Raw genomic sequence first — 12,517 nt, 5'->3', positions numbered from 1 at the left:
CTGAAGCAGGTATGAACATCCGAGAGCGGAAAATAGAGTTACGCAAAGAAATGGAAGAAAAACGCGCTTCTATCGTTTCAGGTGAGCGAGATGAGAAGCAGCAGCGCATTCACGAGCGAATGACCAAGCTATGTACGGAGCGGCTTCTAAGGCCCGGCTGGCGCGAATCACCGGTTCCGCCGACGATTATGACCTATATGCCATTTCGGTCGGAATTGGACGTAGCTCCACTGATGGAATGGTGCTGGCAGCAGGGAATTCGAGTGCTCGTGCCGAAAGTTGTAGCAGAGTCGAAGACCATGAATTTGCATATCATCAACGCCTACACCGATTTGGAAAGTGGAGCATGGGGAATTAGAGAACCTCATAACGAGGTGCAGATCGAACACGACTTGTCCACGATTTCCATGATCTTGGTGCCAGGCCTTGCATTCGATATGGATTTCGGGAGACTGGGCTATGGCGGTGGCTTTTACGATCGCTTTATGCAATTATTTGCAGCGCGTGGTTTGAAGAGACCTTTTGCGGTTGCGGCCGCTTTTGATAAGCAACTGATTCCCGGGGTTCCTTCCTCCTGGCATGATTTCCGGGTAGACGGCATCGTCACCGAGAGCAAAATGGTACTTAAATCCGAATCCAAATAAGAGGTGAGTGACTTGCCTGATCCCTCTGAGTTGACTCATTTTAATGAACAGGGACGAGCCCGCATGGTCGATATTTCGGATAAAACCGAGACGAAGCGAACAGCGACAGCTCGTTCTACATTACTTATGAAGCACGAGACACTGGACTTGATTAAGCAGGGTAAAATGAAAAAAGGCGATGTCCTCGCCGTAGCGCAGGTAGCCGGTATTATGGCTGCCAAAAAAACGTCAGACTGGATTCCGATGTGCCATCCGATTGCATTGACAGGCATTGATATTCAGTTTACGGATAATGGCAACGATGAACTATACATAGAAGCAACTGTACGGACAACTGGACCCACAGGTGTTGAGATGGAAGCTTTAACAGCCGTCTCCGCGGCAGCTTTAACCGTTTATGACATGTGCAAGGCTGTAGAGAAAGATATGATCATCAACTCCACGCTGCTAGTTCTCAAAACAGGCGGGAAAAACGGGGATTTTCACAGACAAGAAAGATGACAGTGACGTGACTAGGGCAGCCTAAGATAGTTATCATAGCTAAGAAAGTCGACGATCACGCAGTTAGTGGGGTTATCTCATTCAGTGAACAAGGGAGAGGTGACGAAGGATGCACTGGAAAGTTGCGATTTTGACAGCCAGTGACCGCGGTTACCGAGGAGAACGAGAAGACACTAGCGCTCAGGTAATCCGCGAGCTGATTGAAGAAGAAATTCAAGGCGAAATCATCGAATACCGGGTCGTTCCGGATGAGATGGATGAAATTATGGCTTCATTAATTGAAATGACGGATTATTATCAGGCCGATTTGATTTTGACAACAGGCGGGACAGGCTTAGCCCCTCGTGATGTGACACCGGAAGCAACGCTCAATGTCATCGATCGGGTTGCGCCTGGTTTTGCCGAAGCGATGCGGATGATTTCGATGCAAAAAACACGGAAAGCGATGCTTTCCAGGGCAGTTTCCGGTATTCGCGGACGCACGCTGATTATTAATTTGCCTGGCAGCCCTAAGGGTGTGCAGGAGAACCTGATGGCGATTATCGATCAGCTCCCGCATGCGCTGGGGATTCTCACAGGTAAAGAAGGTGACCACGGGTGAGTTCTAACCATGAATCCATGCTGCGCGAGGTCAAGGTAGAAGATGCGATTGGCATGATTCTGCCGCATGATCTTACGCAGATTTTGCCAGGTGAATTCAAGGGACGGCTGTTCCGCAAAGGGCATCAGGTGACGGAAGCGGACATCCCCGCCTTGCTCAGCATTGGCAAGGAGCACATCTATGCGATGGAACTGCAGCCAGGTTACATCCATGAAGACGAAGCTGCGCAGCGTATGGCGAAGGCCATCGCTGGTGAGGGCTGTCTCAGGCTGACGGAGCCGCATGAGGGGAAAGTGAACGTGAAGTCCGAGATTCACGGTTTGGTGAAGATCGACAAGGCATTCGTTGACGAAGTGAATGCCCTCGATGAAGTCGTGATGTCGACGATTCGCACCAACACGGTGGTCGAAGCAGGCGCTTCGCTGGTCGGTACGCGGGTGATCCCGCTGATTGTGGACGAAGCGAAGGTTGCCGAGGTCGAGCGCTTAGCAGCCGCTCGCCGCGAAGAGGGCTTCACCTTGTTAGAGGTGAAGCCGTTTCGCAAGCTCCGCGTCGGCGTCATTACGACGGGCAGCGAGGTCTTCAAGGGCCGAATTCAAGATCGCTTCGGCCCGATTGTGAAGGAGAAAGTCGCGCGGCTCGGCTCCGAGGTCGTAGACCAACGCTTCGTACCCGACGACAGCGAAGCGATTGTTGGTGAGATCCACGCGCTGCTTGCGCTGGGCGTGGATCTTGTCTTGGTCACGGGCGGCATGTCCGTGGACCCGGACGACCGCACGCCCGGCGCGATCAAGCAGGCTGGCGCGCGCGTGGTCAGCTACGGCACGCCGATGCTGCCGGGCTCCATGCTGATGATCGCCTATCTCGGCGATGTGCCGATTATGGGCTTGCCGGGTTGCGTTATGCACGACCCTTACACGTCATTCGATGTTCTGCTGCCGCGCATCTGCGCAGGCGATGTGATCGTGCGCAGCGATATTACGGAGATGGGGTACGGCGGATTTTATCAATGTTAATGGTGGCTTATGTGTCTGAAAGCGAACTACAGTACGCTATTTGACCCTATTGCATCTAATTCCCTTGGTAAAGGGAACTAGGGTACGTTATTTGGCGATAGAGGCTATGATACAGCTTTATTTTCGACGAATAAGGGACTGTAGTTCCGCTTCATCGGGCAGATAGGTCGTTTTTCAACAAATAGCGGATCATAGTTCCCTCTGGTTCACGCTAGGTGCGCAGACAAGGTCGTTTTGTTTAAATAGGTTTATTGATGTCGCTACAAATGATGGAGATGATTCTCATGTTCCAAAACATCGGTTTTACTGAGCTCTTATTAATCGCTATCGTTGCCCTCGTTTTATTTGGCCCGCAGAAGCTGCCCGAAATTGGGCGTATGCTCGGGAAAACGGTGAGGGATTTCAAGAACGGTGCTCATGCTCTGCTGAATGATGAGACCCCAGCGCCTTCTGCCTCCAATCCGGCACCATCTGCGCAAGCAGCAGCTCCTAGCTCATCTGTGGAAACGAAGTCGGCTGAACCAGCGGTATCTTCGAAGCCGGCTGTGGAATTTATCTCCTCCACTCCTGCACAAGATCAGAGAGAATCGGAGGTGGCACCTGCCGCCATGGAAGAGCCACTGGATATAGCTGCGGCCCAAGCTCCGGTTCAGCTGGAGAAGCAGCGTGCGGCCTCTGATGAAGGAACTCAAGCCGCTCCGACAGCCGCACCTGCGGCAGCGCCCGCGAGACCGAGCCAAACACGGCGTTTGCCCGATTAGCCGATTCCTTTTAGCCTGTCAAGTGCTACAGCCCTTCAGGCTCATTCTACTCGCTCAGGTTGGTGAAAAATGACAACGAACGAAGAAATGTCACTCGTCGAGCATCTGGGCGAACTACGCAAACGCATCATGTGGATCTTGGTCGTTTTGGTCATCGGGATGATTGGCGGCTTGATCTCTGCTAAACCGATCATCAAGTATATCAAGAATATTCCTCCTGCAGACACCATCAGTTGGAACGTTTTTTCACCTTGGGACGCTTTGCGTTTGTATATGAATTTTGGCTTGGCGGTGGGCCTTCTCATTACCTTGCCGGTTATTCTGTATCACATATGGGCTTTTGTGAAGCCGGGGCTGCGCGAGGTTGAACAGAAAGCCTCGATCGTGTATATTCCATATGCCTTCTTGCTATTTCTCGTAGGGTTATCCTTCGGGTATTGGGTTGTTTTTCCCATGGCCTTTTATTTTACTTCATCCATTAGCCGGAGTCTTGATATCACAGAGATGTATGGTGCAGCGCAATATTTTACCTTCATGTTTAATATTATTCTGCCGCTCGCTGTTGTTTTCGAAATGCCAATCGTCGTCATGTTCCTGACGAAAATCCGTCTTCTGAACCCGAAACGTCTGCACAAATTCAGAAGATATGCCTACATGCTGCTCGTTATTTTGGCGACGGTTATTACACCGCCAGATGCGATTTCAGCTATCCTTGTGTCTTTGCCGCTGATTGTTTTATATGAGTTCAGCGTCTTTATGTCGGGATTCATCTATCGCAAGCAGTTGATCAAAGATGCAGAATGGGCGAAGGAATTCGGCCCCAAATAAGAAAACAGTCTGCCACCCATGTGCAGGCTGTTTTTTCTCTGTTAGCGCGAATATTTGTTTTTCATTTGGATAGAATGAGGGGGGTGTCCCCAAGTTTGAAAAATGTGTAAAAGGACTTGCAAATTACGTCCAGAATGAGTATCATAAGAATTGTTGTTAGCACTAAACACATTCGAGTGCTAATAACCGAATACACCCATTACCAATTTTCTAAAGGAGGCTATTTTTCCATGATCAGACCGTTAGGTGATCGAGTTATCATTGAAGCCGTTGCGAAAGAGGAGACTACAGCAAGTGGTATCGTGCTGCCAGATACAGCGAAAGAAAAACCGCAAGAAGGTAAAGTTGTAGCCGTAGGCGCAGGCGCGTTAAAAGATGGCGTTCGTGTTCCGCTTGAAGTAAGCGAAGGCGACCGCATCATTTTCTCCAAATACGCTGGAACTGAAGTGAAATACGAAGGCCGCGAACTGTTGATCTTGCGCGAAAGCGACATTCTCGCTGTATTAGCCTAATTTAGCAGGATATAGATCGGCAACACGTACTTAGTTTATTCCGCTTAATCTACTTACTTATGTAAGGTTCTAAATCAGAGGAGGTTTCCTATTCATGGCAAAAGAAATTAAGTTCAGTGAAGACGCACGCCGCGCGATGCTTCGTGGGGTAGACGCTCTTGCTAACGCTGTTAAAGTAACTTTGGGTCCTAAAGGCCGTAACGTTGTTCTTGAGAAAAAATTCGGCAGCCCGTTGATCACGAATGACGGTGTGACGATCGCGAAAGAAATCGAGCTTGAAGATGCTTTCGAAAACATGGGAGCACAACTTGTTAAAGAAGTTGCTACCAAAACAAACGATGTTGCCGGTGACGGTACAACAACTGCAACGGTTCTAGCACAAGCTATGATCCGCGAAGGTCTGAAAAACGTTACTGCAGGCGCTAATCCAATGGTTATCCGCAAAGGTATCGAGAAAGCTGTTAAAGCGGCTGTAGAAGAGCTTCAAGCTATCGCGAAGCCAATCGAAGGCAAACAATCCATCGCACAAGTAGCAGCTATCTCTGCTGCTGACGAAGAAGTTGGCGAGTTGATCGCTGAAGCTATGGAAAAAGTAGGTAAAGACGGTGTTATCACTGTTGAAGAATCCAAAGGCTTCTTGACGGAGCTTGAAGTTGTAGAAGGTATGCAATTCGACCGTGGCTACACGTCCCCATACATGATCACAGATACGGATAAAATGGAAGCTGTCCTTGACAATCCATACATCCTGATCACTGACAAAAAAATCTCGAACATCCAAGAAATCTTGCCTGTTCTTGAAAAAGTCGTTCAATCCGGTAAACAACTTCTGATCATTGCTGAAGATGTTGAGGGCGAAGCACAAGCAACGCTTGTTGTGAACAGACTTCGTGGCACATTCACTTGCGTAGCTGTTAAAGCTCCAGGTTTCGGTGACCGTCGTAAAGCTATGCTGGGCGATATCGCTGCTCTAACTGGTGGTCAAGTGATCACGGAAGAGCTTGGTTTGGATCTGAAATCCACGCGTCCTGAGCAATTGGGTAGCGCACGTCAAGTACGTGTAACCAAAGAAAACACAATCATCGTTGATGGTGCTGGCGACAAGAAAGACATCGCTGCGCGCGTAACGCAAATTCGCTCACAATTGGAAGAAACAACTTCCGATTTCGATAAAGAAAAATTGCAAGAACGTTTGGCTAAACTTTCTGGCGGCGTAGCTGTTATCAAAGTTGGCGCAGCAACTGAAACTGAGTTGAAAGAGCGCAAACTTCGCATTGAAGATGCTCTGAACGCAACTCGTGCAGCTGTTGAAGAAGGTATCGTATCCGGTGGTGGTACTGCACTGGTTAACGTATACAACGCAGTAGCTAAAGTAGTAGCTGTTGGCGACGAGCAAACAGGCGTTAACATCATCCTGCGCTCCCTCGAAGAGCCAGTTCGCACAATCGCAGCTAACGCTGGTCAAGAGGGTTCCGTTATCGTTGAGCGCCTGAAGAACGAAAAAGTAGGCATCGGCTACAACGCGGCAACTGGCCAATGGGTGAACATGTTCGAAGCAGGTATCGTTGACCCTGCCAAAGTAACACGTTCCGCACTGCAAAACGCAGCTTCCGTTGCGGCTATGTTCTTGACAACTGAAGCGGTTATCGCTGATAAACCAGAAAAAGACAAACCAGGCATGCCTGATATGGGCGGCATGGGTGGAATGGGCGGCATGATGTAAGTCGTTCCTGAACCCCTTGATATATAAGGGTTTGTGATGGTGAATGAGGTCGATTGACCTCATTTTGACCTCATTGATTTAAAACTAGAGGTTTTTCATGAGTTCTCCGAACTTTTGAGAGGCCTCTTTTTTCTTTGTCTTGGTGACATGTAAGTACACGTTTTTCGTCGTATCGTCATCTTTATGTCCAAGCCTGTCCATAATCTCTGTTAACCCAACGCCTGCTTCAGCCAATAACGATGTATGTGTATGACGGAGCGAATGAGGCGTTAGAGTTTCATTGAGATTGGCCAGTTTGAGTAACCGTGACATTCTGTTTTCTATTTTTTTTATATAAAACGGGTATCCTGGATAGAGATGATCATTAACAAAAATAAATCCTTTGTCGTGGTAAGTTCCGCGGTACGCCATTCGCACCTCGTTTTGAGCAGCTTTATGTTTTTTTAATTCATCGAGTACGATTTCTTCTAATTCAATCTTACGTTTAGACTTCTTCGTCTTCGGAGTTTCAAGGAAATATTCTTTCGTGTTGTTAGTTGGGTTATAGTATGTCTTAGTAATACTCATTGTTTGTTCCTCGAAATCAATATCAGACCACTTCAGAGCACATAATTCCCCAGCCCTTACTCCACTGTAAGATAATGTGAGAAATATTGCGTAATCTCCTCTCATCCCTTGATCACGAGCCGTTTTTAGGAACGAATTTAATTCTTCCTTCTCCAAATACTTTGGAATTTCTTCTTCCGTCTCCAGTTCCTCGACGGTCTTTTGGGCTTTCGGAATCTTCGCATATGCAGTTGGATCAATTTTAATCACATCCAGCTCTACGGCTTTAGAAAAGATCATTCGTCCAGTTGAATGTATGCCAGATACCGTACTATCCGACAAGCCAATGTCTTTGAAGTGATTCAATGCATCTTGATACATTTTCTTTGTAATGTTTTTCATTTTGGTATGTTCAAAGAAATCTTTAAGATGATTGGATTCATGCGTCCTTACACGAACAGTGCCTTTCTTCACATTATGACCGTATGACTTCATCCACATTGGGACAAATTCCGAAAATAATATTTCTTTCTCTTGTACATATGTACCCTTATCTATTTCATGCTGATGTTGTGTCGCAGCGTTCTGGGCTTCCTTCTTCGTAAAGAACCCATTTGGATAATCACCATTCCTGCTTATTGTCGGCTGGTCCCTTTTTCCTGTACGTGGATCTACACCTAAATCAATTCGATAACTCCACTTTGTTCCTCGTTTTCTGAATGTAGCCATAATTAATCTCCCTAAAATAATGTAGGATGTAGTGCATACATCTTATCGTGATCCGGCACAACTGGGTAGTCGTTAACAACAACTAACTTTGACCAATCTATGCCATTCCTATGTTCTGTTACACCGCAGCGCGGGCAAGAACCATACTTATATCCTTTTACACTCCATGATGACTTTAAAGAGGCGCGCAGACACTTTGAGCACCATGAGAAGTCACTTTCCATGTGTTCCTCCTTAAATATTTCTTATATAGTAGTTTACATAATTCAAGTAGAAGATTTTCTATATTTTAAGTATATTAATACTATAGTCATATGAAATACCGGAGGCGCGCAAATGGAGATATTCCTGTACTTATTACTAGGTGCTTTAGACTCATTATGTAATTTTGTTTTGATGTTCAAAATATTTAGATTTCCGATTAATGAGTACAAGTATGAAATACTATTGTCCACTATTATACTGACATTCGTTTCGTATGCTAATAGGATGATATTTAATATCCCTGATTGGGATATGGCGATACAGTTTTTATTGTATATCGTCTTACTGATGTATCTATTTAAAGTTAATTTATCGTATGCGATTGATCTTTCTTCAATTGGTTACTTAGCTTTTGTGGGAATTCAATTCACAATCTTTCCAATACTTGAGTTTGCTAATATTGTTAGTTTTAATGATGCTCATGAATTGACAGGATCCGGGACATACGTCATACAGATTACAAGCCAGATAATATGTTATTTCGTGGGATACTTACTTTGGAAGTGCAATTTTGGTTTTTCCCATATATCTAAGCCGCCACATGATGGATTTTTAAGGTATAATATAAGTGGGACTAAAACCCTGGGACTGTTTACGAATAGTATTGCAGCGCTAATAGTATGCAGTACTATGTATTGGGTTTTAAATTACCATGCAGGGGTATATATTGTTTTACCTTCTGTAATTGGAGCATTACTAATATTGTTCTATCTCTCATATAGAAAGGATTTCGGATATGATAGAACAACTGTCGTTGAAGTGGGCGCAATGGATAAAAAACAATGATCCAGATGGTCCAGTAAGTTATGATGTTTTGTTATTTGCGCTTAAGGTGGTTATAAATCTATTTTTCGCTGTTTTTCCATGTTTAATAATTGGATATTTTTTTGGGGATTTTACCGAAACTGTAACAGCTATATATGCGTTTATAGTGTTAAGGTTTTTCTCTGGTGGATTCCACTTTAAGTCACTAGATTTATGCGCTGTTGTTACAGTCATTCTTTTGTCATCTATTCCATACATAGCTAAAACAGGAGTTAATATATATCTAATGAATTTTGTGTCATTGGTCATCGTTTTGTTTCTGGCTCCAAGTAATTTGAAAAATACAAGATGGACAGAAAAGGCTAAGCCAGCATTTAAAATTATATCCATATTGATAGTGTTATCTAATTTTCTTCTTAATTCTCCAGTAGTTGCCATCTCGTTTATTATGCAATCGTTACTTTTAACTTTTACAAGGAGGTGAATCTAAAAAATGAAGAAATATATTGCTCGCGTTTCATCTTTGTCACTTGCAGCAGTGGCGTTTGTATTTGTAGTTACATTCAAAGGAGCGATTGGTGAAGTTCAAGCTCCTAAAGAAATTTTGAAGTAAGAAGTATACTGATATATGAATCAATCATTACTATTGCCTTGTGTAAATGCTGTGGGTTTGTATAAACATGAAATAAATATTAAGATTGAAGATGTCTGTTTTATGTTATTAATTAAAAGCAAAATCGTCGTTCATACAATTTCTGATTTTTTCTATCTTAGGATCAGTGGTCCGATTGATGCATTTATTGTTATGTTTTCACAATTCGGATTCGAAAAACTAGATTCAGGAAATATAGTAAATATTAAGAAAATTTTATATGTTTCTGAGAGTTTAAAGCTTGCATATTTCGACAATAATCTACACACTACAGTAAGCCGAGGAAACTTATCTAAAGTGCGACACATACCTAAAATACCGTAAAACCGTGATGTCATAAGGCATTTGCGGTTTTTTTATTTTACAACAAAATTCGTGGAATTATATCACATATAACAAGTCATGTAAACTACCGATTTCACCCAGATTTCGGTAATTTTATTTAATCTATGGTTGTGGTATATTCCATTTACAGAACATTCGCGCAACCTATATTTCGGATTAGGTTGTATTATTTGTAAGACAAGTTTACGCAAGAGTAAAGACTGATCCGAGGGAGAGCGAATAATCACTCAACCTTCTGCCATTCGTAAAGCTCATCAATTGTAACACCAAGGGCGTTCGCAATTATTTTTGCGGTCTCAAGAGACATTATTCTTCTGTTATTTACATAATGAGATATTGTCGATTCTGACATATTCACTTTTATTGAAAATTCTGCTTGTGATAATTTTTGTTTTTTTAAGATACGCGGCAGAAGGCATCTCCCTATACGGAGTGCCATGTATTCACCCTTAATTTTTACTGGAAACGGCTGCCTTGAAATAGAACTAGTGTTCGTGTTAAGTTATTCTAAACAATATGTTTTGTTACACAAAACAAAGATAGGGGTGTCTAATGAAAAAAGAACATGATAATTTCGCTGACAAAATAGAAGAACTGGATGTGACTAATATCGAGTCTCTAATTTCTGAATATGAAAATAATCCATCTTACAGTAAATTACTTGATCTTCTTAGGCATCCTTTCGATAAAAGTCAGTAAGTTTTCTTGTTCCTCTTTTGTTAATTTATCGAATTCCTCATTCAATCTAATTTTTATAGTGTCAGTTAAAATCACTTTCTTAGATTCCTCTCCATTTAATAAGTAATCTAGTGTAACATCAAAATAATCTGCAATTCTCTTGAGTGTCTCTAAGTCTGGTTCTCTTGCTCCGTTCTCATAACCTGAATATGTAGTTCTTGCTATACCTAGCTTTGTAGCTAGGTCTTTTTGTGTTAAGCCAGTCTTTTCTCTTAGTCTAATGAGCATCTTGTAAAGCACTAGATCACCATCCTTATATTGTTATTATAGCGACGCAAAATGAATCTTAAATAAAGATACTCAAAACTCGTCACAAAATTTAAAAATATAGTTGACATGACTCATATTGAGTCATATAATGAAAATATATTGATGACGCAAAACGAGTCAGGTGGTGATATGGATGAGAGAGTGGTTAATTAAAATTCGTGAAATTAAAGGATTTACTCAACAAGAAGTGGCTACATTATCTGGAATATCACGTAGCTACTACTCTGGAATTGAGACTGGTTTCCGTAATGCATCGCCTAAAGTAGCAAAAAATATTTCTAATGCTTTAGGTTTTGAATGGACGCTTTTTTTTGAAGAAAAAGGACGCAAAACGAGTCATAATAAAACAGCATAAGGAGATGTTCAAATGAAACTTGTATTCATCTAAAACAATCGACCAGTTACAGATAGTTTAATGGTAGCTGAAACATTCAATAAAGATCATAAAAATGTATTAGCCGATATTGAGAACCAGTTAAATAAACTAAATGAAGCTGGTGAGAAACAATGGGGCTTGCTGAACTTTCAGCACACCCAGTACCAACATCCACAGAACAAACAATGGTACCCGAAATTCAATCTAACAGAAGAAGCGTTTGCTATTGTCGCAATGGCCTACGTAACTCCTGAAGCAATGAAAATGAAGATTCGCTTTTTGGGAGAATTCAAACGCATGCGCGATGAATTAAACAAACCACAATTCCCATTACCCCAATCATATAGCGAAGCTCTCAGGCTAGCAGCTGACCTAAGTGATAAAAATGAACAACTCGAAACGGAAAAACTGATGCTCCAGCAACAAGTTAAGGAGTATGAACCAAAAGTTACTTATTTGGATCGCATTCTTCAATCGAAAGATACTGTGAGTGTTACGCAAATAGCCAAGGATTATGGGTTAAGCGGACAGCAGTTAAATCAAATACTCCACGAAGAGAAAGTGCAATACAAACTTAATGGTCAATGGCTCTTATACCAAAAACACCAAGACAAAGGATTCACGAAGTCGCAAACCATTGATGTGCTTCACAATAACGGCGAACGTTCAGTAAAGATGAATACAAAGTGGTCCCAAAAAGGTCGTTTGTTCATTCATGAATTACTAGCTAAGCAAGGAATAATCCCATCAATTGATCGAGAACACACATTAGCCCAATAAAGGAGCTGATCCAATGGAACTACCACCACTACTAACAGTTAAGCATGTGATGCAAATATTCTCCTGCAGCCGCCCGAAAGCCAGCGAGATTATGAAAGAGCCTCATAGACCAGTGTGGAACCCGCCAGGTGGACGTAAAGATAATGAAATGCTAAGGATTCACCGTGATCTTTTCCTAAGTCAATTAGAACAAGAATCCCAACATTCGAATATAGGAGCATAAACCATCCCCACAGTCCTAAATAATACCACAAGTAAACGCGGATGGTTACTAAAGTTTACATTAACGAGGTACGAAGGGAGGTGCAGAAAAGTGATTCATCACAAGGAAGCAGAAGACAGCGATGTAAATGGTAAGACTATCCTACGAGCGAGAATAACTTCTGACATGGTTGAACTTACATTCACAGATGGTACGGAGTTGGATATACGACTTACCTATGTTGGTTATGCAGGAGCAAGACTG

General features: G+C 43.0%; 14 protein-coding genes and 1 pseudogene. 12 read left to right on the top strand and 3 right to left on the bottom strand.

What is annotated here, in order from left to right; translation table 11 throughout:
* Window positions 1-11 precede the first annotated feature (11 nt).
* From LOZ80_RS26185 to groL, 8 genes are all read left to right on the top strand, one after another.
* Window positions 12-644: a 5-formyltetrahydrofolate cyclo-ligase gene (locus LOZ80_RS26185; protein WP_283214706.1), complete on the top strand. Its 633-nt coding sequence runs from the start codon at window positions 12-14 to the stop codon at window positions 642-644.
* Between the two features lie 12 nt (window positions 645-656).
* Window positions 657-1,145: a cyclic pyranopterin monophosphate synthase MoaC gene (moaC, locus tag LOZ80_RS26180; RefSeq protein ID WP_283214705.1), complete on the top strand. Its 489-nt coding sequence runs from the start codon at window positions 657-659 to the stop codon at window positions 1,143-1,145.
* A 109-nt stretch (window positions 1,146-1,254) separates the two neighbouring features.
* The gene (locus LOZ80_RS26175; RefSeq protein ID WP_029197035.1) at window positions 1,255-1,746 is read left to right on the top strand and encodes a MogA/MoaB family molybdenum cofactor biosynthesis protein; all 492 of its coding nucleotides are present in this window, start codon (window positions 1,255-1,257) and stop codon (window positions 1,744-1,746) included.
* A 17-nt stretch (window positions 1,747-1,763) separates the two neighbouring features.
* A complete protein-coding gene (locus LOZ80_RS26170) occupies window positions 1,764-2,762 on the top strand; it encodes a molybdopterin-binding protein (RefSeq protein ID WP_238173120.1) in 999 nt (332 codons plus the stop codon).
* 284 nt (window positions 2,763-3,046) lie between these two features.
* Complete coding sequence (locus tag LOZ80_RS39225; protein ID WP_283214704.1) at window positions 3,047-3,523, top strand: twin-arginine translocase TatA/TatE family subunit; 477 nt, start codon at window positions 3,047-3,049, stop codon at window positions 3,521-3,523.
* A 69-nt stretch (window positions 3,524-3,592) separates the two neighbouring features.
* Complete coding sequence (tatC, locus tag LOZ80_RS26160) at window positions 3,593-4,351, top strand: twin-arginine translocase subunit TatC (protein WP_238167417.1); 759 nt, start codon at window positions 3,593-3,595, stop codon at window positions 4,349-4,351.
* A 230-nt stretch (window positions 4,352-4,581) separates the two neighbouring features.
* Entirely contained in the window at window positions 4,582-4,863 is a 282-nt protein-coding gene (gene groES, locus LOZ80_RS26155; protein ID WP_028553854.1) for a co-chaperone GroES, read from the top strand.
* A gap of 94 nt (window positions 4,864-4,957) precedes the next feature.
* The gene (gene groL, locus LOZ80_RS26150; protein ID WP_079416006.1) at window positions 4,958-6,586 is read left to right on the top strand and encodes a chaperonin GroEL; all 1,629 of its coding nucleotides are present in this window, start codon (window positions 4,958-4,960) and stop codon (window positions 6,584-6,586) included.
* Window positions 6,587-6,670: 84 nt separating this feature from the next.
* On the opposite strand, the gene LOZ80_RS26145 is transcribed toward groL, so the two are convergent.
* The gene (locus LOZ80_RS26145; RefSeq protein WP_238167416.1) at window positions 6,671-7,861 is read right to left on the bottom strand and encodes a site-specific integrase; all 1,191 of its coding nucleotides are present in this window, start codon (window positions 7,859-7,861) and stop codon (window positions 6,671-6,673) included.
* A gap of 336 nt (window positions 7,862-8,197) precedes the next feature.
* Here LOZ80_RS26145 and LOZ80_RS26140 point away from each other — a divergent pair, with 336 nt between their 5' ends.
* Both LOZ80_RS26140 and LOZ80_RS39585 read left to right on the top strand, forming a co-directional pair.
* Window positions 8,198-8,911 carry a hypothetical protein gene (locus LOZ80_RS26140; protein ID WP_238167415.1) on the top strand — a complete coding sequence of 238 codons (714 nt, stop codon included), beginning with the start codon at window positions 8,198-8,200 and terminating at the stop codon, window positions 8,909-8,911.
* A complete protein-coding gene (locus LOZ80_RS39585; RefSeq protein ID WP_443146979.1) occupies window positions 8,862-9,374 on the top strand; it encodes an accessory gene regulator ArgB-like protein in 513 nt (170 codons plus the stop codon). The genes LOZ80_RS26140 and LOZ80_RS39585 overlap by 50 nt, the downstream gene beginning before the upstream one ends.
* A 736-nt stretch (window positions 9,375-10,110) precedes the next feature.
* Here LOZ80_RS39585 and LOZ80_RS39580 read toward each other — a convergent pair.
* Both LOZ80_RS39580 and LOZ80_RS26130 read right to left on the bottom strand, forming a co-directional pair.
* Window positions 10,111-10,326, bottom strand: a complete 216-nt coding sequence (locus LOZ80_RS39580) for a helix-turn-helix transcriptional regulator (protein ID WP_443146978.1) — start codon at window positions 10,324-10,326, stop codon at window positions 10,111-10,113.
* A 218-nt stretch (window positions 10,327-10,544) separates the two neighbouring features.
* Window positions 10,545-10,865 (bottom strand): helix-turn-helix domain-containing protein, encoded by a 321-nt coding sequence (locus tag LOZ80_RS26130; protein WP_238167413.1) that lies wholly within the window; start codon window positions 10,863-10,865, stop codon window positions 10,545-10,547.
* 163 nt (window positions 10,866-11,028) lie between these two features.
* Here LOZ80_RS26130 and LOZ80_RS26125 point away from each other — a divergent pair, with 163 nt between their 5' ends.
* Together LOZ80_RS26125 and LOZ80_RS26120 are read left to right on the top strand one after the other, a co-directional pair.
* Window positions 11,029-11,250: a helix-turn-helix transcriptional regulator gene (locus LOZ80_RS26125; protein WP_238167412.1), complete on the top strand. Its 222-nt coding sequence runs from the start codon at window positions 11,029-11,031 to the stop codon at window positions 11,248-11,250.
* Window positions 11,251-11,283: 33 nt separating this feature from the next.
* A pseudogene (locus LOZ80_RS26120) lies at window positions 11,284-12,051 on the top strand (phage antirepressor KilAC domain-containing protein); the annotation flags it as partial.
* Window positions 12,052-12,517 lie beyond the last annotated feature (466 nt).

Origin of the sequence: Paenibacillus sp. HWE-109, assembly GCF_022163125.1 — a bacterium.
Classification (GTDB): Bacteria; Bacillota; Bacilli; order Paenibacillales; family NBRC-103111; genus Paenibacillus_E.
The sequence above is the reverse complement of the archived record's forward strand: the minus strand, read 5'-3'. Positions and strand labels throughout refer to the sequence as shown.